20 protein-coding genes are annotated in these 24,625 nt (G+C 71.6%); 11 read left to right on the top strand and 9 right to left on the bottom strand.

The annotated features are described in order from the left end of the window. The first annotated feature begins 37 nt into the window (after nucleotides 1-37). On the top strand, nucleotides 38-1,276 hold the full coding sequence (locus tag DFQ59_RS16275) for a hypothetical protein (RefSeq protein ID WP_114280780.1): 1,239 nt from the start codon (nucleotides 38-40) through the stop codon (nucleotides 1,274-1,276). A gap of 66 nt (nucleotides 1,277-1,342) precedes the next feature. On the opposite strand, the gene DFQ59_RS16270 is transcribed toward DFQ59_RS16275, so the two are convergent. Together DFQ59_RS16270 and DFQ59_RS16265 are read right to left on the bottom strand one after the other, a co-directional pair. After that, on the bottom strand, nucleotides 1,343-2,362 hold the full coding sequence (locus DFQ59_RS16270; protein WP_114280779.1) for an AIR synthase family protein: 1,020 nt from the start codon (nucleotides 2,360-2,362) through the stop codon (nucleotides 1,343-1,345). A gap of 60 nt (nucleotides 2,363-2,422) precedes the next feature. Continuing rightward, nucleotides 2,423-3,325, bottom strand: a complete 903-nt coding sequence (locus DFQ59_RS16265; protein WP_170142200.1) for a MurR/RpiR family transcriptional regulator — start codon at nucleotides 3,323-3,325, stop codon at nucleotides 2,423-2,425. A 155-nt stretch (nucleotides 3,326-3,480) separates the two neighbouring features. Between DFQ59_RS16265 and DFQ59_RS16260 the strand changes: the two genes are divergently transcribed. From DFQ59_RS16260 to DFQ59_RS16235, 6 genes are all read left to right on the top strand, one after another. Beyond that, on the top strand, nucleotides 3,481-4,026 hold the full coding sequence (locus tag DFQ59_RS16260) for a TRAP transporter small permease (protein WP_114280777.1): 546 nt from the start codon (nucleotides 3,481-3,483) through the stop codon (nucleotides 4,024-4,026). Then, nucleotides 4,023-5,303 carry a TRAP transporter large permease gene (locus DFQ59_RS16255; protein WP_211314977.1) on the top strand — a complete coding sequence of 427 codons (1,281 nt, stop codon included), beginning with the start codon at nucleotides 4,023-4,025 and terminating at the stop codon, nucleotides 5,301-5,303. Before DFQ59_RS16260 ends, DFQ59_RS16255 begins: the two co-directional genes overlap by 4 nt. 26 nt (nucleotides 5,304-5,329) lie before the next feature. Then, nucleotides 5,330-6,370 (top strand): TRAP transporter substrate-binding protein, encoded by a 1,041-nt coding sequence (locus DFQ59_RS16250; protein ID WP_114280776.1) that lies wholly within the window; start codon nucleotides 5,330-5,332, stop codon nucleotides 6,368-6,370. Between the two features lie 67 nt (nucleotides 6,371-6,437). After that, the gene (locus DFQ59_RS16245; RefSeq protein WP_114280775.1) at nucleotides 6,438-7,667 is read left to right on the top strand and encodes a diaminopropionate ammonia-lyase; all 1,230 of its coding nucleotides are present in this window, start codon (nucleotides 6,438-6,440) and stop codon (nucleotides 7,665-7,667) included. Next, nucleotides 7,664-8,944 (top strand): Zn-dependent hydrolase, encoded by a 1,281-nt coding sequence (locus DFQ59_RS16240; protein WP_114280774.1) that lies wholly within the window; start codon nucleotides 7,664-7,666, stop codon nucleotides 8,942-8,944. Before DFQ59_RS16245 ends, DFQ59_RS16240 begins: the two co-directional genes overlap by 4 nt. Before the next feature lie 13 nt (nucleotides 8,945-8,957). Beyond that, nucleotides 8,958-9,896 carry an N-carbamoyl-D-amino-acid hydrolase gene (locus DFQ59_RS16235; protein WP_114280773.1) on the top strand — a complete coding sequence of 313 codons (939 nt, stop codon included), beginning with the start codon at nucleotides 8,958-8,960 and terminating at the stop codon, nucleotides 9,894-9,896. Nucleotides 9,897-10,090: 194 nt separating this feature from the next. Here the strand turns inward: DFQ59_RS16235 and DFQ59_RS16230 are convergent, their stop codons facing one another. Beyond that, entirely contained in the window at nucleotides 10,091-10,600 is a 510-nt protein-coding gene (locus DFQ59_RS16230) for a GNAT family N-acetyltransferase (RefSeq protein WP_170142199.1), read from the bottom strand. 78 nt (nucleotides 10,601-10,678) lie between these two features. Then, the gene (locus DFQ59_RS16225) at nucleotides 10,679-13,717 is read right to left on the bottom strand and encodes a bifunctional diguanylate cyclase/phosphodiesterase (RefSeq protein ID WP_114280771.1); all 3,039 of its coding nucleotides are present in this window, start codon (nucleotides 13,715-13,717) and stop codon (nucleotides 10,679-10,681) included. Between the two features lie 136 nt (nucleotides 13,718-13,853). Here DFQ59_RS16225 and DFQ59_RS16220 point away from each other — a divergent pair, with 136 nt between their 5' ends. Together DFQ59_RS16220 and scpC are read left to right on the top strand one after the other, a co-directional pair. Next, nucleotides 13,854-14,819 carry a 2-hydroxyacid dehydrogenase gene (locus DFQ59_RS16220; RefSeq protein WP_114280770.1) on the top strand — a complete coding sequence of 322 codons (966 nt, stop codon included), beginning with the start codon at nucleotides 13,854-13,856 and terminating at the stop codon, nucleotides 14,817-14,819. A 159-nt stretch (nucleotides 14,820-14,978) separates the two neighbouring features. Then, complete coding sequence (gene scpC, locus DFQ59_RS16215) at nucleotides 14,979-16,490, top strand: succinyl-CoA:acetate CoA-transferase ScpC (protein ID WP_114280769.1); 1,512 nt, start codon at nucleotides 14,979-14,981, stop codon at nucleotides 16,488-16,490. A 17-nt stretch (nucleotides 16,491-16,507) separates the two neighbouring features. Here scpC and DFQ59_RS16210 read toward each other — a convergent pair whose 3' ends face one another. From DFQ59_RS16210 to DFQ59_RS16200, 3 genes are read right to left on the bottom strand one after another with little or no spacing between them, the layout of a single operon-like run. Next, nucleotides 16,508-17,200: an HAD family hydrolase gene (locus DFQ59_RS16210; protein ID WP_114280768.1), complete on the bottom strand. Its 693-nt coding sequence runs from the start codon at nucleotides 17,198-17,200 to the stop codon at nucleotides 16,508-16,510. A 29-nt stretch (nucleotides 17,201-17,229) separates the two neighbouring features. After that, complete coding sequence (locus tag DFQ59_RS16205) at nucleotides 17,230-19,743, bottom strand: ABC transporter permease (protein ID WP_114280809.1); 2,514 nt, start codon at nucleotides 19,741-19,743, stop codon at nucleotides 17,230-17,232. A 38-nt stretch (nucleotides 19,744-19,781) separates the two neighbouring features. Continuing rightward, entirely contained in the window at nucleotides 19,782-20,495 is a 714-nt protein-coding gene (locus DFQ59_RS16200) for an ABC transporter ATP-binding protein (RefSeq protein ID WP_114280767.1), read from the bottom strand. A 431-nt stretch (nucleotides 20,496-20,926) separates the two neighbouring features. Here DFQ59_RS16200 and DFQ59_RS16195 point away from each other — a divergent pair, with 431 nt between their 5' ends. After that, the gene (locus tag DFQ59_RS16195) at nucleotides 20,927-21,748 is read left to right on the top strand and encodes a mechanosensitive ion channel family protein (RefSeq protein ID WP_114280766.1); all 822 of its coding nucleotides are present in this window, start codon (nucleotides 20,927-20,929) and stop codon (nucleotides 21,746-21,748) included. Between the two features lie 5 nt (nucleotides 21,749-21,753). Here DFQ59_RS16195 and DFQ59_RS16190 read toward each other — a convergent pair whose 3' ends face one another. Then, entirely contained in the window at nucleotides 21,754-23,124 is a 1,371-nt protein-coding gene (locus tag DFQ59_RS16190; protein ID WP_114280765.1) for an ATP-binding protein, read from the bottom strand. A 6-nt stretch (nucleotides 23,125-23,130) separates the two neighbouring features. Continuing rightward, a complete protein-coding gene (locus DFQ59_RS16185; RefSeq protein WP_114280764.1) occupies nucleotides 23,131-23,796 on the bottom strand; it encodes a response regulator in 666 nt (221 codons plus the stop codon). Nucleotides 23,797-23,989: 193 nt separating this feature from the next. Between DFQ59_RS16185 and DFQ59_RS16180 the strand changes: the two genes are divergently transcribed. Continuing rightward, nucleotides 23,990-24,616: an arylesterase gene (locus DFQ59_RS16180; protein ID WP_211314976.1), complete on the top strand. Its 627-nt coding sequence runs from the start codon at nucleotides 23,990-23,992 to the stop codon at nucleotides 24,614-24,616. Nucleotides 24,617-24,625 lie beyond the last annotated feature (9 nt).

The following is a 24,625-nucleotide window of genomic DNA, read 5'->3' as shown; positions in this document are numbered from 1 at the left end:
TGCTGAATTGCCTCCAGGGCCAGCCCACAAGACTAGCATGACCCAGTCCGCGAACCGCTCTCTTCCCCACCGGCTCACCGACCTGCTGGAACAGCAGCCCGACGGCGCCCTGCGCCTGCTGCCCGGCGTGCATCCCTTCCCCGACCTGCCCGAGCTGGAGCCCCTGGCGCTGCTGGAGCGGTTCAAGACCGGCCAGGCGGCCGACTTCGCCCGCATCATCGGCCAGCTCGATGCGCCGGGCAACCCCCTGCGCGGCCTGCTCGAGGGGCTGCGCTCCGTGGCCGCGGCCGATCCGGGCAGCGCCTTTCCCCGGGCGCTGCTGTTCGACGGCGCGCGGCTCCATGAACTGTTCCGGGAGCTGCACGCCCACGTCATGGAGCACCCGGTCTGGCGCCACCCCTTCTTCCTGCGCTTCGCCGAGGGGGCGTTCAGCCGCGACGAGTTCCTGCGCTTCGCCCTGCACTACTTCAACCAGGTGAAGAACACCCGCCAGTGCGTGGCCTTGGCGCTGGGGCGGTTCCACGGCCTCATGCCGCTGCCCTACGGCGTGCTCAACGAGCGGGTCTCGGAGCTGGTGCAGACGGTGCTGGCCCAGCTGCTGGCCGACGAGTACGGGGTGAGCAGCGCCCACCCCGAGGACTTCGCCGACCTGCGCGGAGTGCTCGACTCGGTCACCCACATGGCCCTCTACCGGCGCCTGTTCGACGGCCTCGGGGTGCCCTTCGCGGCGCAGGACGTGCCACTGCTCCCGGAGGTGGCCGACAATGTCCTCACCCAGCGGCTGGTGGCGGGCGATCCCGCCTTCACCCGCCTCGAGGCCCTGGCCTCGGTGGGGTTGGGCATGGAATGGGGGGTGCCGGAGTTCTTCAGCCTGCTGCTGCGGGGGATGGTGCGCTGGGCCTGGCGCGCTCAGGTGCCGCTGACCCGCGAGCACCTCTCGGTCTTCATCGCCCACGTGGAGGGCGACGTGCTGCACGCCGTGGCGGTGATGCTGGTCACCAGCCTGCTGGTGCACGGCGAGGAGGACGTGGCGTCCATCAAGGGGGCCACCAACCTGCTCATGGCGAGCCGCCATGGCATGATGACCGGGCTCTACCGGGAGGTGTTCGCCGCGCCCTGTCCCGGGCTGGCGGACATCGACCTGGAGCCGCGCTACCGCGTCGCCGACCGGCGCATCGAGGCGCCCCTGCGGGCGGCCCGGCGGGAGGCGGAGGCGGCGCGGCTGGCCGCACCGGGCTACGGGGCGCGGCGGGAGCTGCCGTTCGTGTTTCTTTGAGGCGCCTGTCACCGGTTTCCGGTTTCCGGTTTCCAGTAGCCGGTGCGGCAGGTGTACGGGCCGTGATCAGCCCTCGAACAGCCGGGCGATCTCGTCCCGGGGCGGGGCGGGCCAGGGGGCGATTCCTTCCGGACCCTGGGCCACCACCTCCGGCGGACCCGCCTCCACGGTACCGATCTCGGCGCAGGGAATGTCCGCCGCCGCCAGGGCCGCGCGGATGGCGGCGGCGTCCCCCGCCGGGGTGGTGAGCAGCAACGCGCCCGAGGCGATGGTGGCCAGCGGGTCGAGGCCGAGGGCGGCGCAGATGCGCCCGGCCAGCGCCGGCACCGGGATGGCCGCCGGATCCACCCGCAGCCGCCGGCCGCTGGCCTCGGCCAGCTCCCAGAGGGCCGCGCGCACGCCGCCCTCGGTGGGGTCGTGCATGGCGGTGACGGTGCCCGCCGCCAGGGCCGTGCGGGCGTCGCGCACGACGCTGATGCCCGGGCTGTGGAGGAAGTCCCGTGCCGCGGCCAGCTCCGCCGGCTCCAGCGCCTCCGCCAGCCGCCCGGCGAATTCCCGGGCGAGGATGGAGACGCCCTCGATGGGCACCCCCTTGGTGAGCAGCAGCCGATCGCCAGGGCGGGCGCCGCGGGGGGTGACCAGCCGCTCCCGCGCCACCTCCCCCAGCAGGGTGCCCGCCGCCACCGGGTGATCCAGTCCGCGGGTCACCTCCGTGTGACCGCCCACCACGCTCACCCCCAGCGCCCGGCAGGCCTCTCCCACCTGCGCCATGATTGACTCCGCCTGCGCCGGTGCGGCGCGGCCCTCCGGCAGCAGCAGGGTGACCAGCAGCCAGCGCGGTTCGGCGCCGGTGGTGGCGAGATCGTTGGCGTTCACCTGCACCAGGTAGTGGCCGAGGGCGTCGGTGACGAAGGTGACCGGGTCGGACTTGCACACCAGCAGCCGATCGCCCATCTCCACCACCGCGCAGTCCAGCCCCACGCCCGGTCCCACCAGGATGCGGGGGTCGTCGGCGGGGGTGCGGGCGAGCAGTCGGGCGAGCAGTGCGGGGGGCAGCTTGCCGAGGGGCAGCGGGGTGTCGGACATGGGCGGTTGCGGATGGTTGGGATGAGGGGACGGTGACAGCCCCGGTGTGCGGTGAACGGGTCACTCCTCCCCGGCGCCGGTTTCCTGCTCGAAGGGGAAGCGGTCGTAGGTCTCCAGCTCTTCCAGCGCGTCGTGCCAGGTCTCGATCTCCCGCAGGCGCTGGTAGCCGTTCTTCAGCTCGCGCTGGAACAGCACCGCGCAGAGCAGGTTGAGGACGCTGATGGCGGCGGCGTAGGAGTCGAAGGGCGAGATGCTGCGCACCTCGCAGGTGAGGGTCCAGTCGGCGAGCCGGGTGCAGCGGGTGGCGGAGGGATCGGTGATGAGCAGGACTTGCGCCCCCCGCGCCCGGCTCGCCTCCACCAGTTTCTGCACCGCGGTGACGCGCCGGCGCAGGGCCACCACCACCACCACGTCGCCCTGGGCGAGGTCCACCAGGTCCTCGCCCAGGGTCTGCCCGGCCGAGGGCACCAGCCGGACGCCGGGCCGCATCAGGGTCAGCTGGCGGTAGAGATAGTTGGCCAGGAAGTGGCTGTTGCGGAACCCGGCCACGAATATCCGCGGGGCGCGGGCCAGGGCGCGGACCGCCGTGCGCACCGTGTCCGGGCGCAGGCTCTCCAGGGTGCGGCTGAGGTTGGCCGATTCCCGCTCCAGGTGCTCGGCGATGGTGCGGCTGCGGGAGCGCAGGGTGTCGGTGCCGGTGAGGTAGACCGGAGAGCCCCAGCGCCGGGCCGCGCGCACCTGGCGCCGGACGGCATTGAAGTCGCTGTAGCCGAGGCGCCGGAACAGCCGCGTCGCGGCCGCCTTGGAGGTGCCCGCCATGCGCGCCAGCTCGGTGGCCGAGTAGGTGGCGATGTCGCCGGGAAAGTCCAGCAGCAGGTCGCCGAGACGCCGCTCCGCCGGCGGCAGCGTCTCGTAATGCTCCCGGATCCGGCTCTCCAGGTCCGGGCCCTCTTTGTCCGTCATCTCCCCGCTCTCTTGCATGGCCACGCTCCCTTAAGAGAACACGTCGGCACCGGTTTGCCAATCGTTGAAACAATCGTATCATATATTGACAGAATGAAAATCTTGTTTCATTCTCGGTGGAACGTTCGCTCCACACGCCGCCCGCTGGAGGGTCCATGGAAGCCGACCGCACCAACCTGCAGCATGCGCTGGGCCGCTTCGTGGCCTTCAGCGTGCACCTCAACCGCTGGGTGGAGCGGGTCTGCGCGCTCCTGCTGGCGGCCATGGTGCTGATCGTCTGGTTCGGGGTGCTGTCCCGCTACGTCCTGCATCTGGGCGAGACCTGGAGCGAGGAGCTGGCCCGCTACGTGATGATCTGGGCGGCGCTGCTGGCCATCTCCGCCGGTGCCCAGCGGCGCGAGCACATCGGGGTGGAGTTCCTGTTCCTGCGCCTGCCGGCGACGGTGCGCCGGGTGCTGCGCTTCGCGGTGGACGGGGTGGGGCTGGCGTTCTTCGTCTTCATGGCGGTGTTCGGCGTGGGGATGGCCGTCACGGGCGCCCACCAGTACGCCAACATCTTCGGCATGACCATGCTGCTGCCCTTCGCCGCGGTGCCGGTGGCCGCGACCCTCACGGCGGTGCAGATCCTGGCGGTGCTGGCCCGAGACCTGGTGGCCGGTCCCGGCATTCCCCCCGGCCGGGAGCTGGAGGGCGCCGCATGATCACCGTCGCCATCGTCTTCTTCGGCCTGCTGCTGCTGGGCATGCCCATCGGCTACGTGCTGGGCGTGGCCGGGGTGACCGGCCTGCTGCAGCTGGGCGGCTGGAACTTCATGGCCATGGCCCCCAAGCGCTTCTTCGAGGGGCTCGATCTGTTCACTTTCATGGCCATGCCCTTCTTCATCCTTGCCGGCGAGATCATGAACCGCTCCGGCATCACCGAGCGCCTCATCGGGTTCGCCGAGGCCCTGGTGGGCTACCTGCGCGGTGGCCTGGCCCACTCCAACATGGTGGCCTCGGTGCTGTTCGCCGGCATGACCGGCGCGGCGGTCTCCGACGCCGCCGCCTTCGGCAACACCCTGGTGCCGGCCATGGTGCGAAAGGGCTACAGCCGACCCTTCGCCTGTGCGGTGACGGCGGCGGGCTCCATCATCGGTCCCACTATCCCGCCCTCCAACCTGATGGTCATCTACGGCTCCCTGATGGGGGTTTCCATCGCCGGGCTGTTCGCCGCCGGCATCATCCCGGGCCTGCTGGTGGCGCTGCTGTGCATGGCGGTCATCGCGGCCCTCGGCCGGCGCCTGCGTCTGCCCAAGGGCGAGGGCGGGCCGAGCCTGCGCCTCATCCTGCGCAGCTTCCGCTCCAGCCTGCTGGCGATCCTGATGCCGCTGATCATCCTCGGCGGTATTCTGGGCGGGGTGGTCACTCCCACCGAGGCGGCCGCCATCGCGGTGCTCTACGCCCTCGTCGTGGGGGCGGGTATCTACCGCAGCATCAGCCTGCAGGACCTGGGGGAGATGCTGGTGCGCACCGCGCGCATCACCGGCGTGGTGTTCCTGGTCATCGCCTCGGCCTCCATCCTCGGCTGGTGGATGACCTTCAACCAGATTCCCCAGGCCATCGCCGCGGCCTTCCTGGCCCTGTCCCATGACCCACAGGTGATCATCGCCCTGATCCTCGGCCTGCTGCTGCTGGTGGGGCTGTTCATGGACATCAACGCCGCGCTCATCATCCTGGCGCCGGTGCTCGCGCCCCTGACCGTCACCATCGGCATGGACCCGGTCCATGCCGGCATCATGATCATCCTGGCCCTCAACATCTCCCTGATGACCCCGCCGGTGGGGGCCTGCCTGTTCGTGCTCTCCTCGGTTACCGGGGAGAGCATCGAGCGCATCAGCGCCGCCCTCTGGCCCTTCATCCTGGTGGAGGTCGGGGTGCTGTTCCTGGTCGCCTACTGGGGCGATCTGACGCTGTACGTGCCACGCCTGCTCGGGTTCTGACCCGTCACCAAGGAGAGTTCCGACCCATGAAAACAAGACTGCTGAAGAGAGTTGCCGCCACCGCCGTCGCCGCCGTCCTGGCCACCACCCTCGGAGCCGCCCCGGCCTTCGCCGCCAAGGTGATCAAGCTCCACCACCTGAACAACGACGACCCCTTCGATAATCCCACCGGCGCCATGGCCACGGTGTTCAAGAGCCTGGTGGAGGCGGGGACCAACGGCGAGGTCACCGTGCAGACCTTCCCCAACGGCCAGCTGGGCAAGGACGCCGAGGTGCTGCAGCAGATCAAGGCCGGGGTGGTGCAGTCGGGCATCCACTCGGTGGGCGGCTTCGCCTCCGCCTACCCGATGATCGGCGTGCTCGACATGCCCTTCGCCTTCCCCAACATTAGCAGCACCTACGCGGTCTTCGACGGCCCCTTCGGCGACCGGCTGGCCGGTGACATCAAGGCCAGGACCGGGCTGGAGGTGCTCGGCTTCGGCGACTCGGGCGGCTTCTTCGCCTTCACCAACTCCAAGCGGGTCATCCACTCGCCGGCCGATCTCGACGGGCTGAAGATCCGCACCATGGGGCTCGACACCCACAAGACCCTGGTCTCCTCCCTGGGCGGTCAGCCCGCGGCCATCGCCTGGTCGGAGGTCTACACCGCCCTGCAGACCGGGGTGGCGGACGGCCAGATGAACCCGGTGCCCATCGTCTCGTTCGCCAAGTTCGACGAGGTGCAGAAGTACCTGACCCTGACCCAGCACCTGTTCGCCCCCTACGTCTGGGTCATCAACCGGGAATTCTTCGACGGCCTCACCCCGGAGGAGCAGGCAGTGGTGCGCTACGCGGCCCGCTCGGCCATCGTCGCCGGGCGCGGCATGGCGCGGGTGATCGAGGCCTCCGACCGGGGCCTGCCGCACCTGGCCCAGCGCATGGAGGTCTACACCCCCACCGCCGCCGAGCGCGAAGCCTTCCGCGAGGCGGCCCAGCCGGCCGTGCGCAAGGTGATCGTGGAGCGCTTCGGCGCTGAGGGCGAGGAGATGCTCGACGCCTTCCTCGCCGCCATCGAAGCGACCCGTTGAACAATCGGGACCCGCGGCGGCCGACCCCGCCGCCGCGGGTTCCACAACCGTGCAGGTACATCCCGTCATGGCACTGATTTCCGAATCCTGGCCGGTGGCGCATGTGGCCAACGCCCACGCCCGTCCCGGCGCGCCCATCGGCCCGCGCCAGCTTGCGGTGCTCAACGCGGAGGCGTTCTCTGACGCCTGGCGCGAGATAACGTCCTGGCCCGGCTATGCCCCCACACCCCTGCGGAGGCTGGACGGCCTGGCCGCCGCGGCCGGCGTCGGACGGCTCTGGTACAAGGACGAGTCGGGCCGCTTCGGCCTCGGCAGCTTCAAGGCACTGGGCGGCGCCTACGCGGTGCTGCGCCTGCTCACCGGCGAGCTGTCGCGCCACGGTCACGCGGGCGTCACCGCCGCCGACCTGCTGGCCGGCCGCCACCGCGAGGCGGTGGCGGAGATCACCGTCACCTGCGCCACCGACGGCAACCACGGCCGCTCCGTGGCCTGGGGCGCGCAGCAGTTCGGCTGCCGCTGCATCATCTACATCCACGCCACCGTGAGCGAGGCGCGCCGGGACGCCATTGCCCGCTACGGCGCGGAGGTGATCCGGGTGGCCGGCACCTACGACGACGCCGTGCGCCAGGCCGCCCGCGACGCCGAGGCGGAGGGTCGGTTCGTGGTCTCCGACACCTCCTACCCGGGCTACACCGAGGTGCCCCGCGACGTGATGCAGGGCTACACGGTGATGGTGGAGGAGGCGCTGCGGCAGCTGCCCGCCGACGAGCCGCCCACCCACATCTTCATCCAGGGCGGGGTCGGCGGGCTGGCCGCGGCGGTCTGCGCCCACTTCTGGCTGCGCACCGGCGGGCAGCGCCCATGGCTGGTGGTGGTGGAACCGGACCAGGCCGCCTGCCTGTTCGAAAGCGCCCGCGCCGGCGAGCCGACCGTGGTGCACGGCGGGCTGGACACCATCATGGCGGGGCTCGCCTGCGGCGAGGTGTCGCTGCTGGCCTGGGAGGTGCTGGACGAGGGCGCCGACGATTTCCTCACCGTGCCGGACGGCGCGGCGGAGGAGTGCATGCGCCTGCTGGCCGACGGCGTGGGCGGCGATGCGCCGGTGGTGGCCGGGGAATCGGCGGTGGCCGGCCTGGCCGGCACGCTGCTCGCCCTGGCGCGCCCGGAACTGGCGGCGGCCCTGGGGCTTGGCCCCGGCAGCCGGGTGCTGCTGTTCGGCAGCGAGGGCGACACCGACCCCGAGCTCTACGCCCGCATCGTGGGGCGCAGCGCCGCGGCGGTACGGAGGGCGGCATGAACCGGGATGCGCGCCGGGCGCCGGGCGCCATCGGGTTGCGCATCGACGGCGCCCGGCTGCTGGCGCGGTTGCGGGAGCTGGGCCGGCGGGGAGCGCTGGAGGGCGGCGGGGTCTGCCGTTTGGCGCTCACCGACGCCGACCGGGAAGGGCGCGACCTGGTGACCGGCTGGATGCGCGAGCTCGGCCTCGAGGTGCGCATCGACGCCATCGGCAACGTGGTGGGAACCCGGGCCGGCACGGAGGCGGGGGCCCCGGTGATGATGGGCTCGCACATCGACACGGTGCGCACCGGGGGTCTCTACGACGGCAACCTGGGCGTGCTGGCCGGGCTGGAGGTGGTGGAGACCCTGGCCGCGGCGGGCATCCGCACCCGCCGGCCGCTGGCGGTGGCCTTCTTCACCAACGAGGAGGGGGCCCGCTTCGCCCCCGACATGATGGGCAGCCTGGTGTTCCAGGGCGATCTGCCCCTGGAAGCGGCCCTCGCCACCCGCGGCATCGACGGGGCCACCGTTGGCGGGGAGCTGGAGCGCATCGGCTATGCCGGCGCCGCCCCGGTGGGGGCGGCGGTGAACCCGGTGCACGCCTACGTGGAGCTGCACGTGGAGCAGGGCCCGGTGCTGGAGCTGGAGGGGGTGGCCATCGGCGCGGTGGAGGGGGTGCAGGGGATCTCCTGGACCGAGTTCACTGTCACCGGCACCTCCAACCACGCCGGCACTACCCCGACCCGGCTGCGCCACGACGCGGGCTTCCTGGCCGGTTCGGTGATCCGCTTCGCCCGCGAGCTGGCGCTGGAGCTGGGGGGTGACCAGGTGGCCACGGTGGGCTTCCTGGAGCTGGGCCCGAACCTGGTGAACGTGATTCCCAACCATGCCCGCTTCACCGTGGATCTGCGCAACACCGACGCGGAGACGCTGCGCGAGGCCGAGGCACGGCTGTTCACCTTCGTCGACGAGCTGGCGGCCGCGGAAGGAGTGCGGGTCGGCCGCCGCACCCTGGCGCGGTTCGAGCCGGTGGCGTTCGCCCCGGAGATGGTGGCGCGGGTGGAGCGCATCGCCGCGGCGCTGGGCCACAGCGTCCGGCGCCTGCCCAGCGGCGCGGGTCATGATGCCCAGATCCTGGCGCGCATGTGCCCGGCGGGGATGATCTTCGTGCCCAGCGCCGGGGGCATCAGCCACAACATCCGGGAACACACCGAGCCGGGGGACCTGGAGGCGGGGGCCAATGTCCTCCTGCACACGGTCCTGGAGCTGGCCGGGCTCCCGTCCCAGTCCTTCTGACCGAGGTATGCACATGTCCCGAATCGTGACCGTGGGGGCGGCGCAGCTGGGCCCCATCGCCCGCAATGAATCCCGCGCCCGGGTGGTGGAGCGGCTGCTGGCGCTGATGCGCCGGGCCCGGACACGCGGCTGCGACCTGGTGGTCTTTCCCGAGCTGGCGCTGACCACCTTCTTCCCGCGCTGGTACATGGAATCGCAGGCCGAGATCGACGCCTTCTTCGAGACCGCCATGCCGGGTCCGGAGACCGAGCCGTTGTTCGCCGTGGCCCGGGAGCTCGGCATCGGCTTCTACCTAGGCTATGCCGAGCGGGTGGAGGAGGGGGGCCGGGTGCGGCGTTTCAACACCTCCATCCTGGTGGACGGGCGCGGCGAGGTGGTGGGCCGGTACCGCAAGATCCACCTGCCGGGCCATGCGGAGAACGAGCCTTGGCGGGCCTTCCAGCACCTGGAGAAGCGCTACTTCGAGCCGGGCGATCTCGGCTTCGGGACCTGGCAGGCATTCGGCGGGGTGTTCGGCATGGCGCTGTGCAACGACCGGCGCTGGCCCGAGACCTACCGGGTGCTGGCGCTGAAGGGGATGGAGATGCTGCTGCTCGGTTACAACACGCCCATGCACTATCCGCCGGTGCCCGGGCACGATCACCTGCAGGGCTTTCACAACCACCTGTGCATGCAGGCCGGCGCCTACCAGAACGGCACCTGGGTGGTGGCCGTGGCCAAGGCGGGGCGGGAGGAGGGCTGCGACCTGCTCGGTCAGAGCTGCATCATCGCCCCCACCGGCGAGATCGTGGCCATGAGCTCCACGCTCGGCGACGAGCTCATCACCGCCGAGTGCGACCTCGACCGCACCCGCGAAATCAAGGAGCATATCTTCAACTTCGAACTGCACCGCCGGCCCGAGGAGTACCGTCTCATCGCCGAGCGCCGGGGCGCCGTGCCGCCGGCGGCCTGATTCCGGTGCCGCTCCCTCCCGTTGCGGGCGGTTCCCACCGTCCATGACCAAGACTGAAGACGCCGGCGCCTTCAGGCGCTCACGGTGATGGGTGATGGGTGATGGGTGATGGGTGATGGGAAAAGGCAACATTGTACGCATTCACGCATTCACGCATTCACGCATTCACGCATTCACGCATTCACGCACTCACGTCACCCGACAGATCCGGTCTCCGTTCCGGCGAAGCGGGCCATCAGCAGGATGTCCTCGTAGGCGCCGTCGAGCTTGCGGGCGCGCCGCTTGCGGCCCTCGCGGACGAAGCCCGCCCGCTCGTAGAGCCGCACGGCGGGGGTGTTGGCGGCATAGACCTCCAGCTCCACCCGCTCCAGGCCGCTCGCCCAGGCCCGCTCCAGGCACTCGTCCAGCAGCCGGCAACCCAGGCCCCGGCCGCGCCAGGGCGGGAGCAGACCCATGCCCAGCAGGCCGGCGTGGCGGAAACCCTCCGGCTCCCGCGGCATCACCACGCACCAGCCCGCCAGCCGGCCGGACTCCTCCAGCACCACGTGGGGCCACGCGCCGTCGAGCAGCCGCTCGATGAAACCCGCGGTCTCCGCGAGGCTGAAACCCTCCAGGCGGATGAGGAAGCGCCGCTCCCGGCAGACGCTGTTGACCATGGCGTTGAACGCCGCCGCATCCTCCCTGAGCAGTTCCCGCACCTCCATGGCCGTGTCTCCTCTTCCCGTTCGCAGACCGTTCATGATGCCATGGCGGGCGGCGTTCCGGGTCCGCTGCCCGCATGCTCAGTCGAGCGCCAGCCGCGGCCGGGTGGCGAGGAAGTGGGTGCAGCCGCGGGCCGGCAGGGGCGGGCAGAAGTAGTGGCCCTGGATCTGGGTACAGCCCCGGGTGCGCAGGAACGCCAGCTGCTCCTCGCTCTCCACGCCCTCGGCCACCACCGTCAGGTCGAGGCTGCGGCCCATGGCGATGATGGTGGCGGCGATGGCCGCGGCATCGGCGTCCTCGGGCAGATCGCGGATGAATGAGCGATCGATCTTCAGCTTGTCGATGGGCAGCCGCTTGAGGTGGTTGAGCGAGGAGTAGGCGATGCCGAAGTTGTCGACGGTCATGTGCAGGCCCATCGCCTTGAGCCGGGTGAGCCGTTCGATGCTCTCCCCGGCGTCGGTCATCACGCAGGACTCCGCAATCTCCAGCTCCAGGCACCCCGGCGGGATGGCGTGCCGCTCGAGCGCCCGGGCCACCCGCTCGGGCAGCTGCGGGTCCCGGAACTGGCGTCCGGAGAGGTTGATGGCCATCTGCACCGGGCCGAGGCCGGCGGTCTTCCACTCGTGGAGCTGGCGGCAGGCGGTGTCCAGCACCCAGGCGCCGAGATCGACGATGATTCCGCTCTCCTCGGCCACCGGGATGAACTCGGACGGCGCGACGATGCCCCGCTGCGGGCTCGACCAGCGCACCAGCGCCTCCACCGCCACCACCCGGCCGGCACCGAGCTCCACCTGGGGCTGGTACTCGAGGACGAGCTCGCCGGCCTCCAGCGCCCGGCGCAGGCTGCTCTCCAGGGCCATGCGTTCGGCCGCCGCCACGTTGATCGCATCGGTGAACATCTGCCAGTTGTTGCGCCCGCGCTCCTTGGCCAGGTACATGGCGGCGTCGGCGTGGCGCAGCAGGGTATGGGCATCCCCGGCATCGCGGGGATAGAGGGCGATGCCGATACTGGTGGTGACGAACAGATCATGCCCCGCCACCGGGACCGGTTCGGCCAGGGCGGCCAGGATCTTGAGGGCCACCCCGGTGGCGTCCTCCGGTGTCCCGATATCCTCCAGGATGATGGTGAACTCGTCGCCGCCGAGCCGGGCGACGGTGTCCGACTCGCGCACGCAGGCGGCCAGCCGCCCGGCGGCGATCTGCAGCAGGCGATCCCCCGCGGCGTGGCCCAGGGAGTCGTTGACCCGCTTGAACCGGTCGAGGTCGAGGAACAGCAGCGCCATGGTGGTCCGCTGGCGCCGGTGGTGGAGCAGACCCTGCTCGAGCCGTTCCTGGAACAGGGCGCGGTTGGGCAGCCCGGTGAGCACGTCGTAGTGCGCGAGCCGGTAGATGCGTTGCTCGGAGAGGTGCTTTTCGGTGAGGTCGGAGAAGATGCTGACGTAGCGGGTCTGCCGGCCGCTCTCGTCCCGGACCGCGCTGATGTTCTCCCAGGCGGGAAACAGCTCGCCGCTGCGGCGCCGGTTCCAGATCTCGCCCTGCCACTGGCCGTTGTGGGTCAGGGTGTTCCACAGGTTTTCGTAGAAGTCGGGGTCATGGCGGTCGGAGTGCAGCAGTGCCGGCGTCTGTCCCACCGCCTCCGCCTCGGTGTAGCCGGTGATCTCGGTGAAGGCCTGGTTGACCTTGAGGATGCGGCCCGCGGTGGTGGTGATCATGATTGCCTCGTGGCTGTCGCGGAACACGCTCGCCGCCAGGCGCAGCTCCGTTTCGGCCTGTTTCCGCCCGCTGATGTCACGGGCGATGCTGACGACGTATTCCATGCCATTCCGCCGGATCAGCTCCACGGTCAGCTCCACCGGGAACACCAGGTCGCGCCGGGTCCGGTGTTGCCCTTCGAGGGTCAGGTGTTGCTGTTGACGCAGGCGTCGCAACAGCTCCTGCCAGGCATCCTGGTCGGGCGTGGTCAGCGACAGATCGGGGATCGAGAGCGCGAGCAGTTCGGCACGGCTGTAGCCGCGGGTTTCCCAGGCACTGCGGTTGGCATCGATGACCCGGGCGCTGTCGGGGTCGATAATGAAGATGCTGTCGCTGGAGTGATCCAGCAGTTCACGGAAAAAATCCGCCTGCCGCTCGGCGCCGGTGCGCTCCTCCATCTCCCGCAGCAACCGCTCGGTCGTCCCGGCCAGTTCGGCGGTGCGTTCGCTCACGCGTCGCTCGAGCAGTGCCTGGTTTTCCTCCGCCTGCTGCCGGGCCTGCTGCCGCTCCGTCAGCAGCGCGGCCAGGGACAGCCCGGTCAGGATCCAGGCGGCGAGGTAGGTCCAGGCCAGGAACAGGCGATCCTCGCCGGCGGCGCTCACGAACGGCCCCTGGCCGATGGCCGTCTCCCAGATGGCGGTCCCCACCAGGATGAGGTTGGCCAGCGCCGTCCCCCCGGGGCCGAACCGCAGCGCGGCCCAGACCAGGAGGGGGAAGGGGAGGAAGCCGAGGGGGTAGCGCGCATCCTCCACGGTCAGCCAGTGGCCGAACACCAGCCGGGAGGCCAGCAGCAAAGTGAGCACCAGCAGCACGCCCTCCGTCGGGCGGAGCGGGCGGCGCCAAGTGCGGGGCGGGCCCCAGGTGAGCAGCAGCGGGGCCAGCAGCAGCACCCCGGTGGCATTGCCCAGCCACCACGCCAGCCAGGCTCCGGGCAGTGCCGGGGTCGCTATCATGCCGGCGGCCAGCAGCCCCAGGCTGCCGAGGGTGGCGCTCACGGCGCTGGCGGCGAGGGCCCCGAAGAGCGTCAGCAGGACCACGTCGCGCAGCCGGGCCAGGGCGGGGTCGAAGCCCTGGCGCCGCAGCAGCCAGGCGCCGAGCACGGCTTCCAGGGTGTTGCCCGCGATGGCGAACAGGGTGAAGGCCGGCGGGGTGCCGAGGCTGAGGTGGGCGGCGAGCAGGCCGATGAGGATCCCGGGCCACAGTCCGGGGCCGCCCAGCAGCAGGGCGGCCAAAGCGATGCCGCTGGCCGGCCAGACGAGGGCCACGGTGGCGTTGACGGTGGCCAGTTCCAGGCCGATGCGGGCGCTCGCGAAATAGGCCAGCGCCAGGATCCCGACTTCGGACCAGTGCCGGATCCGACGCTCCATGGTAGGCCGGACTCCCTCCCGGCGGGTAATATCACGCGGATGTGCTCAGGTATTTATCAGTTAAGGTTAGGTCGGCGGCTGCCAGGGCACCAAGCCCGGCCGCACGATCTGTGAACCCGGTCACACAGAGGGGGCGATGACGATGAGGGGCGTGTTTCTCGACCGCGATACGGTGGACTGCGGCGACCTGGACCTGGCCGCCCTCGAGGTGAGCCTGCCGGAGTGGCGCAGCCACGGGCTGACCACCGCGGAGGAGGTGGACGGGCGCATCGCCGGGGCGGCGGTGGTGGTCACCAACAAGGTGGTGCTGGACGCCGGGACGCTGGAGCGCCACCGTGCCGCGCTGAAGCTGGTGTGCGTGGCCGCCACCGGCACCAACAACGTGGACCTGGCGGCGGCGGCGCGGCTGGGCATCCCGGTGTGCAACGTGGTGGCCTACGGCACCCCCTCGGTGGTGCAGCACACCTTCGCCCTGATCCTGGCGCTCACCACCCGCCTGTTCGAGTACACCGGCGCGGTGCGGGCGGGGCGCTGGGCGGCGGCGCCCGGCTTCTGCCTGCTCGACTACCCGGTGCGGGAGCTGGCGGGCAAGCGAATCGGCATCGTCGGCTACGGTGAGCTGGGGCGGGGCGTGGCGCGGGTGGCCGAGGCCTTCGGGCTGGAGGTCCTGGTGGCCCGGCGCCCCGGCGGGGAGGACCAGCGGCAGGATCGGCTGTCCCTGGACGAGCTGCTCGGCGCGGCGGACATCGTGACCCTGCACTGCCCGCTCACCCCCGCGACCCGCAACCTGATCGGCGCCCGGGAGATCGGCCTGATGCGGCCCGACGCGCTGCTCATCAACACCGCCCGCGGCGGCATCGTGGACGAGGCGGCGCTGGCGACGGCCCTGCGCGCCGGGCGCCTGGGCGGCGCCGGCTTCGACGTGCTGAGCGTGGAACCGCCGCGGGAAGGCAATCCGCTGCTGGAGCCGGGGATTCCCAATCTCGTCCTCACCCCCCATACCGCCTGGGCCAGCCGCGAGGCGCGCCAGCGGGTCATCGACCAGGTGACGGAGAACATCGTCGCCTTCCTGCACGGCGAGCCGCGCCGGCGGGTGGCCTGAGGTCGGCGCCCGGGGGTGGCGGGCGGAGGGGTTCGGTTCCCGCGGGGGTTCGGGCTACAATGCCCATGAACTGCGCGCCGGGGCGGCGCGCGAGGGGCGGCGGGGCTTTCACCGTCCATAAAATTGTCATGACAATCAATATCGGAGGCGCCAATCATCATGGCCGGGAGCGAACGCATTCTCTGTCCGGCGCTGCCAGGGCGCATCATGTCCGCGGACGAGGCGGCGTCACTGATACCGAACGGCGCCAACGTGGGCATGAGCGGCTTTACCGGCGCCGGCTATCCGAAAGCGGTGCCCCAGGCGCTGGCGCGCCGCATCCGTGCCCTGCACGAGCGGGGGGAGAAGTACCGCATCGGGGTCTGGACCGGCGCCTCCACGGCGCCGGAGCTGGACGGGGCCCTGGCCGAGGCGGACGGGGTGGAGCTGCGGCTGCCCTACCAGTCCGATCCCACCTGCCGCCGGCGCATCAACGCCGGGGAGATGGAGTACATCGACATCCACCTCTCCCACGTCGCCCAGTTCGTCTGGTTCGGCTTTCTCGGCCACCTGGACGTGGCGGTGGTGGAGGTATCCGGGGTGCTGGAGGACGGCCGACTGATCCCCTCCTCCTCGGTGGGCAACAACAAGACCTGGCTCGAGCAGGCCGACCGGGTGATCCTCGAGGTGAACGGCTGGCAGAGCGAGCGGCTCGAGGGGATGCACGACATCTGGTACGGCGCCTCGCGCCCGCCCCGGCGCCAGCCCATCCCCATCCTGGCGCCCGGCGACCGCATCGGCGAGCCTTACCTGCGCTGCCCGCCGGAGAAGGTCATCGCGGTGGTGGAGACCCACGCCCCGGATCGCAACTCCGCCTTCACCCCGCCCGGCGGGGATTCGCGCCGCATCGCCGGCCACATCCTCGAGTTCCTCGAGCACGAGGTGGGGAGGGGGCGGCTGCCGCCGGAGCTGCTGCCGCTGCAGTCGGGGGTGGGCAACATCGCCAACGCCGTGCTGGCCGGCCTCGGGGAGGGTCCGTTCGAAAACCTGACCGCCTACACCGAGGTGCTGCAGGACGGCATGCTGGACCTGATCCGTTGCGGCCGGCTGGAGACCGCCTCGGCCACCGCCTTCTCCCTCGGTCCGGAGGCGCTGGCGGATCTCAACGCCAACCTGGAACGCTACCGCGGGCACATCATCCTGCGGCCCCAGGAGACCAGCAACCACCCCGAGGTGATCCGGCGCCTGGGCGTCATCGCCATGAACGGGCTCATCGAGGCGGACATCTACGGCAACGTCAACTCCACCCACGTGATGGGCACCCGCATCATGAACGGCATCGGCGGTTCCGGGGACTTCGCCCGCAACGCCTACCTCTCCATCTTCATGACGCCCTCCACGGCGAAGGGCGGGGCCATCTCCGCCATCGTGCCCATGGTCTCCCACGTGGACCACACCGAGCACGACGTGCAGGTGATCGTCACCGAGCAGGGGCTGGCCGATCTGCGGGGGCTGTCGCCGAAGCAGCGGGCGCGGCTGGTGATCGAGAACTGCGCCCATCCCGACTACCGGCCGGCCCTGCGCGATTACTACCGGCGGGCGCTGGACGGCGCCCCGGGCCGGCACACGCCCCACCTGCTGGAGGAGGCGTTCGGCTGGCACCTGCGCTACGGGCGCGACGGGCACATGTAGCCCGGCAGCCGGTCGGGTCAGCGGAGGCCGAGCAGCTCCAGCAGCCCGTCCATGTCGCGGACCTCCGCGTCCGGGCGGTGCTCCGCCGGGGGCGGGTGGCCGAGGCGGTTCATCCACACCGCGCGGACGCCGGCGGCGCGGGCCCCGGCGATGTCGGTCTCCGGCTCGTCGCCCACGTGCAGCAGGGCCCCGGGGTCGACGCCCGCCCGCTCGCAGGCGGCCTCGAACAGCCGGGGATGGGGCTTCGGCGCACCCACCTCCTCGGCCTGGAGGGCGAAGGCGAACAGGTCTCCCAGGCCGATGCGCCGCACGTCGGCATTGCCGTTGGTGAGCGCGCCCACCACGAAGCCCGCCGCCTGCAGCCGGCGGATGGCCGGCACCACGTCGGGGTAGGGGGTGACCCGCTGGCGGGCCGCCAGGAACACCTCGAAGGCGGCCTCCGCCGTCGGTTCCGCCGGGTAGCCGGCGGCGGTTGCCGCCGCGGCCAGCGAGGCCTTGCGCAGGGCTGTCATGTGGTGGCGCAGCCGCGGCTCCCGCTCGGCCAGGGCCAGCCGTTCGGCCCGCAGCGACTCCACCGAGTGGCGGGCGGTGATGCGCGGGTAGTGCTCCTCCAGCCAGGCGTGGAGCGCCGCCTCGGCAGCCAGCAGCACCGGGCGGTTGTCCCACAGGGTGTCGTCGAGGTCGAAGGTGATGGCGCGAACGGTGTCCATGGGTAGCGGCTGGATGGTCTCCCGAACTCTCACAGTCCCCGCAGGACCCGCAGGGGGGGCTGGCGCAGCACGGCGCGGGTGCCGGCCACCCCGGCGATGCCCACCCCCAGGGTACCGCCCAGCGCCCCGGCGAGCCACAGCCAGGGATTGAAGTGGTAGGCGAGGTGGAACACGTGGGCCGCCAGCACGTAGCCCACCGCGCTCGCGGCCAGCGCCGCCAGCAGACCGGCCAGCAGGCCGAGGGTGAGGAACTCCGCCGCCAGTCCCTGCAGCAGAACGCGCCGGCGCGCGCCCAGCGTGCGCAGCACCGCCCCCTCGTAGAGGCGCTCGTCCTGGGTGGACTGGATGGCGGCGTAGAGCACCACCAGCCCGGCCAGCAGGGTGAACAGGAAGACATACTCCACCGCCAGGCTCACCCGCTCGATGATGGAGCGGACCTGGGTCATCACCGCCTCCACGTCGATGATGGTGACGCTGGGGAAGCGCTGCACCAGCGCGCCGAGCAGCGCGCGATCCTTCTCCGCCAGGTGGAAGCTGGTGATCCAGGTGGCCGGCATCCCGTCCAGCACCCCGGGCGGAAACAGCACGAAGAAGTTCACCCGGAACGAGTCCCATTCCACCGTGCGCAGGCTGGTGACCGGGGCGCTGAAGGTCTGCTCGGCGACCCGGAAGAGCAGGGTGTCCCCCAGCCCGATGCCGAGGGTCTCGGCCAGCCCCTCCTCCACCGACAGTCCGCCGCGGCGCTCGGTGTCGGCCCAGCTGCCGGCGCTGATGCGGTTGTCCGGGGCCAGCCGCCCCGTCCAGGAAAGGTTGAACTCCCGCGCCACCAGCCGCTGGGCGCGGGTCTCCTCGTAGTCCCCCGGCGTCACGGCGCGGCCGTTGATGCCCACCAGCCGCCCGCGCACCATCGGGTGGAGCCCGGGATCGCCGTGGCCGCGCCCGGCGAGGAAGGCGCGCAGGGGCGCCACCTCGTCGGGCTGGATGTTGATGAGGAACTGGTTGGGGGCGTCCGGCGGGATGGTGTCGCGCCAGCCGGCCAGCAGGTCGGCGCGCACCAGGGTGAGCAGGAGCATGGCCATGATGCCGACGCCGAAGGCCAGCACCTGGGCCACGCTGCCGCGGGAGCGGCGGGCGATGTTGGCCAGGCCGAAGCGCCAGGCGACGCCCACCCGGCCGCGCAGTCCGCCGGTGGCGCGCACCAGCAGCAGCGCCAGGCCGTAGAGGGCGGCCAGGGTGACGGCGCCGCCGCCCAGCACCATGCCCGAGAGGCGCGGGTCGCGGGTATGCCAGACCACCAGCGCCGCGACGGCGGCGGTGGCGAGCAGGTAGAGCAGCCGGTTGCCGGTGCCGGCGGGGCCGAGATCGCGGCGCAGCACCCGCACCGGCGGGACCCGGCGCAGGCGCAGCAGGGGCGGCAGGGCGAAGCCGAGCAGAATCACCAGCCCGGTGGCGAACCCGAGGGGCACCGGGGCGAACGACGGCGGCGGCAGCTGGCCGGCCACCAGGTCGCCGAGGAACTGCGCCAGCCCGGCCTGGGCCAGGTAGCCCAGCAGGCAGCCGGCCAGCGAGGCGGCCAGTCCCAGCCACAGCAGCTGCAGGGTGAAGACACGGCTGATGAGGGGCTGGGTGGCGCCGAGGCAGCGCAGCACCGCGGCGGTGTCGTAGTGGCGCTGGGTGTAGCGGCGGGCCGCGGTGGCGATGGCGACCCCGGCCAGGATGACGCTCACCAGCGCCGACAGGGTGAGAAAGCGCCCGCCGCGATCGAGCGCGGTGCGCAGCTGCGGGCGGGCGTCGCGGGGCGTGATCAGGCGCTGGCCCGCCTGCAGGCGCGGCTCGAGCCAGTCGCGGAAGCGCTGCTGGGCGTCCCGCGGACCGGCCACCAGCAGGCGGTAGGAGACCCGGCTGCCGGGCTGGATGACCTGGGTGGCGGGGAGGTCCGCGGCGTTCATGAGCATGCGCGGGGCGAAGTTGAAGAAGAACACCGAGCCGGCGTCGGGTTCGAAGGCGAGCACCGCTCCCACCCGCAGCTCGGCCGCGCCCACGGTGACGGGGTCTCCCACGCCCACCCCGAGCTGGGCCAGCAGGCGCGGATCGAGCCAGGCCTCGCCGGGGGCGGGAATGGCGTCGGTGGGAGCATCCGCGGCATAGGGCGCCGGCGCGGTGCGCAGCTGCCCGCGCAGGGGATAGCCCGGGGCCACCGCCTTCACCTCCGCGAGCTGCAGCCGGCCGTTGCTGCTCACCACGCTGGCGAAGCTCACCGTCCGCGTCTGCTCGAGCCCGGCGGCCGTGGCCTGGTCGGAGAGCCCGGACTCCAGCGGCCGGGAGCCGCGCACCACCAGGTCCGCGGCCAGCAGCTCCCCGGCCTGGTCCTCCAGCAGCCGGGCGATGCGGTCGGTGAAGAAGCCCACCGAGGTGATGCCCGCCACCGCCACCACCAGCGCCAGCGCCAGCACCCGCAGCTCACCCGAGCGCCACTCGCGCTTGAGCAGCCGCAGGGAGAGGCGCAGGGCCTGGCGGGTGAGTGAGGGGCGTGGTGTCTGCATGAGCATGGTCGCCTGCCGGGTGGGGGGGATTTTGTCCCTTATCCCGCCCGCAGGGCGCCGGCTTGCTCGCCGACGATGCGCCCGGCGTCGAGCAGCAGGCGGCGGTCGCAGCGTCCGGCCAGGGCCTCGTCGTGGGTTACCAGCACCAGGGTGGTGTGGTGATCGCGGTTGAGGTTGAACAGCAGCTCCATCACCCGGGCGCCGGTGCCGCGGTCCAGGTTGCCGGTGGGTTCGTCCGCGAACAGCACCCGGGGCTCGTTGGCGAAGGCCCGCGCGATGGCCACCCGCTGCTGCTCGCCGCCGGAGAGCTGGCTGGGATAGTGGTCGAGCCGGCTGCCGAGCCCGGCCAGCTCCAGCAGCTCGCGGGCCCGCCCGCGGGCGCTGGCCTGCCCCTCCAGCTCCAGGGGCAGCATCACGTTCTCCAGGGCGGTGAGGCTCGGCAGCAGCTGGAAGGCCTGGAACACGAAGCCCACGCGGCCGGCGCGCACGGCCGCGCGGCCGTCCTCGTCCAGGGCGCCCAGCTCCACCCCGTCGAGGAGGACCCGGCCGTGGCTGGGGGTGTCCAGCCCCGCCAGCAGCCCCAGCAGGGTGGACTTGCCGGAACCGGAGGCGCCCACCACCGCGACCGACTCGCCGGCCGCGACGCTGAGGCGCACGTCCTCCAGGATGGTCAGTTCACCGGCGGTGGTGGTGACCTGCTTGCCGAGCGCCTCGGCATGGACCATGGGAGTGGAACCCCGGTTCGACGTCATGGTGGTGGATTTCCTGTCTGCGGGCGGTTGCGGGCGCCGGGCCGGCGGGCCGCAAAAGTTTACAAAGTGATGGCCGCGGTCGCCGGTCATTCGGGTTAGTGTACTGCACCACTCTTGGAGGCACATTCAGCGAGTCGCCGGCCAGCGGCGCGCCCGCAGGGAGCCCCCCGAAAGCGCCATGACGGCGTTGCAGCGCTTGGCAAGGGAACAACCATTGCCTGCGCACTGCGCCTTGTCCTGGCACTTTCGGGGGGCTCTGAAAGTACCTCCAAGAGCGGCGCAGTACACTAGTGTAGTGCCTTGACCCGGAAGGTACATGCAGAGCCCCGGGGAAGCGCCGCTGAACATGATTTCCGGGGCGGGGCTCCTGCCTGTTGGGCAAGTGCCGGGTTGATTGGTTCCCACGCGGTTTCCGGACGGAGAGAGACAACATGGACTTCCAGAACATTCTCGCCAGCGGCCAGGAGCTCCTGGCGCTCTACGGGCTGAAGGTGCTCGGCGCACTGGTGGTACTGATCCTCGGCCGCTGGGTGGCCAGGATGCTCGCGAACCTGCTGCGCAGGGGCCTGGTCCGGGCGAAAGTGGACGCGACCCTCACCAGCTTCATCGTCAACGTGGCCTACGTGGCGCTGCTGGTGTTCGTGGTCATTTCCGCCCTCGGCCAGCTGGGCATGCAGACCACCTCCTTCATCGCGGTCATCGGCGCCGCCGGCCTGGCCGTCGGCCTCGCTTTCCAGGGCTCGCTGGCCAACTTCGCCGCCGGCGCGCTGATGATCATGTTCCGCCCCTTCAGGGTGGGTGACTTCATCGAGGCCGGGGGGGTGGCCGGCGTGGTGGAGGAGATCCAGATCGTCACCACCAAGCTGCGCACGGGCGACAACAAGACCGTCTACGTCCCCAACAACAAGATCATGGGCGACAGCATCACCAACTACTCGGCCAAGGAGACCCGCCGCATCGACCTGGTGTTCGGCGTGGGCTACGGGGACGACCTGCAGCAGGTGAAGTCGCTCCTGCAGGAGATTCTCGCCGCCGATGAACGGGTGCTGAAGGATCCCGCGCCCACCATCGGGGTGCTGGCGCTGGCGGACAGCAGCGTCAACTTCGCCGTGCGCCCCTGGGTGGCGACGGCCGACTACTGGAGCGTCTACTTCGATCTCAACGAGACGGTGAAGCGCCGCTTCGATGCCGCCGGCATCTCCATCCCCTATCCGCAGCGGGATGTGCACCTCAAGGGGCAGCAGGCCGCCTGAGGCGCTCAGCGGTCGCGGGGCAGGGTCACGCAGACCCGCAGCCCCGCGCCGCCGGGGCCCGCCTCCAGGCGGACCCGGCTGCCGTGCAGCTCGGCGATGCGCTTGACGATGGACAGCCCCAGGCCGCTGCCCGGCGCCGCGGCATCGGCGCCGCGGCGGAAGCGTTCGAACACCGCCTCGCGCTCCTCCGGGGGAATACCCGGCCCGGTGTCGGTGACGCAGAGCGTGACGCCCCGGGCCTGCTCCTGGAGGCCGACGCTGACCTCGCCCCCCGCCGGCGTGTAGCGGAGGGCGTTGTCCAGCAGGTTGCGCAGCAGCACGCCGAGGGCGCCCGCGCTGCCATGGATCACGTAGTCCCCGGCGGGCGCGTCGAGCCCCACCTCCACGTCGCGGGCGAGCGCCTCCGGCGCCGCCTCGGCCACGCACTCCGCGACCAGCCTGCCGAGATCCACCGACTCCGCCCCGGTCGTCGCGTGGTGCGCATCCATCCGCGCCAGGGTCAGGAGCTGCTCCAGCAGCCGGGTCGAACGGTCCACGCCGTGGTTGATCTGGCGCAGGGCGTTGGCCCGCACCGTGTCGTCCCCGGCCCGCAGCGCCACCTGGGCCTGGGTCTTGAGGGCGGCCAGCGGAGTGCGCAGCTCGTGGGCGGCATCGGCGGTGAAGCGCCGTTCGCGGTCGAAGGCCTGGGCCATCCGTTTGATCAGCTGGTTGATGGCGGCGACCAGGGGGCGCGCCTCGCTGGGCACCCGGCTCTCGGCCACCGGCTCCAGGGCGTCGGGCCGGCGCCGTGCCACGGCCGCCGCCAGCTGGTTCAGCGGCCGCAGGCTGCGGCCGACGCTGAACCAGGTGAGCAGGGCCAGCAGCGGCAGGGCCAGCAGCATGGGACCCAGGGTGTTGAGGGTGATGTAGAGTACGAGCTCGTGGCGCACCTCGTACTTCTGCCCCGTCTGCACCAGGATGCCGCGTTCGCGATCCTGCAGGCTGAAGACCCGCCAGGGCGCGTCGTCGAGCACCTCGTCCCGGTAGCCGTCCGCTGCCGCGGTGGCGAAGTCCGGTGCGCCGGGGGTATGGAGCAGCCGGGCGCCGGCGGTGGTGCGGACGCTGAAGGCGATCTTCGATTCGTACTTGTGCCCGGGTCCCTCCGCCGAGATCTCCATGTCGTGGCGGTCGGCTTCCTGCTCGGACTTCTCGTGCAGGAGGTAGCGGACCTGGGCCAGGAGCAGCCGCGCCGTCTGCGCCAGGGTGGCGTCGTAGACCTCCTCGATCTCGTGGGCGGTGTCGTACCAGGTCCAGGCCGCCATCCCGGTCCAGCCGAGCAGCAGCACCGGCATCAGCACCAGCAGCAGCCGGCGGCGGATGGAGGGAATGAAGGGCATGCCGGATCAGCCGTCGCGACGATCCACGAGGTAGCCCACCCCGCGGACGGTGCGGATGAGATCCCGGCCGAGCTTGCGCCGCAGGTGGTGGATGTGGACCTCGATGGCGTTGCTCTCCACCCCCTCGTCCCAGCCGTAGAGGCTCTCCTCGAGCCGGCCGCGGGAGACGACCCGCCCGGCGTTCTCCAGCAGGGTGAGCAGGATGGCGAACTCCTTCGGGGCCAGATCCACCGCCTGGCCCGCCGCGGTGACGGTCCGCGCGGCGGGATCCAGCACCAGGCTGCCGTGGGTCAGCAGGGGGGTGGCGCGGCCGGCGCGCCGGCGCACCAGGGCCCGCAGGCGGGCGGATAGCTCGTCCAGATCGAAGGGCTTGACCAGGTAGTCGTCGGCGCCCGTGTCGAGCCCGGTCACGCGGTCGGAGACGGTGTCGCGGGCGGTGAGGATCAGCACGGGAACCTCGTCGCCGCGCTCGCGCAGGTCGCGCAGCACCCGCAGTCCGTCGCGTCGCGGCAGGTTCAGGTCCAGGATGGCGGCGTCATAGGCGCCGTCGCGCAGGGCCAGGTCGGCGGCCACGCCGTCACGGACCCAGTCCACCGTGTTCCCGCCCTGTTCGAGGCCGGCGCGAATGCCGTCGCCCAGCAGCGAATCGTCCTCCACCAGCAGCAGCCGCATCGACTCCTCTCCCGCACGCTCCCCCCGGACCGGTTCCGTGGCCGGCAGGGGAACGGACAGCGTCTTACACTGTCCGTGTTCCATAGTGTAGCCTCACAATCATCGACATTGGCGAGCACCCTAACGGGACTAGCTTAAGTCCGTCTTAATCCTGGCGGTCATCCCGACCCCCGACAGCCCGAGTATCCCGCCCATGCCCCGACTGCGCCACGGCCCGGCCATCCTGCTGCTCATCCTGGGCGTCTGGGGGCTGCCGGCCGTGGCCGCCCCCGCCGCGCCGGTGCTGCTGGTGCTGGGTGACAGCCTCAGCGCCGGCTATGGCATCGATCCCGCCCGGGGCTGGGTGGCGCGGCTGGAGCAGCGGCTCAACGGCGACGGCCGCCCGTGGCGGGTGGTGAACGCCAGCATCAGCGGCGACACCACCCGCGGCGGCCGGGCCCGGCTGCCGGAGCTGCTGGAGCGCTGGCGGCCGGCCCTGGTGGTGATCGAGCTGGGCGGCAACGACGGGCTGCGCGGCATCTCCCTGGAGGAGATGCGCGCCAACCTGGAGGCGATGGTGGACCTGGCCCTGGAGCGGGAAGCCCGGGTCCTGCTGGTGGGCGTGCGCCTGCCGCCCAACTACGGCCCGCTCTACATCGACGCCTTCGCCGCCGTGTTCCGGGAGGTGGCCCGGACCCGCGGCGTGCCCCTGGTGCCCCGCTTCCTCGACGGCGTCGGCGGCGACGACGGGCTGATGCAGGAGGACGGCATCCACCCCACCGCCGAGGCCCAGCCCCGCCTGCTGGAGAACGTCTGGCCCGCCCTCGCCCCGCTGCTGTGAGGGATCTTC

This window comes from Thioalbus denitrificans (genome assembly GCF_003337735.1).
Classification (GTDB): domain Bacteria; phylum Pseudomonadota; class Gammaproteobacteria; order DSM-26407; family DSM-26407; genus Thioalbus; species Thioalbus denitrificans.
Note: the sequence above shows the minus strand (reverse complement) of the source record. Positions and strands in the feature narration are given on the sequence as shown.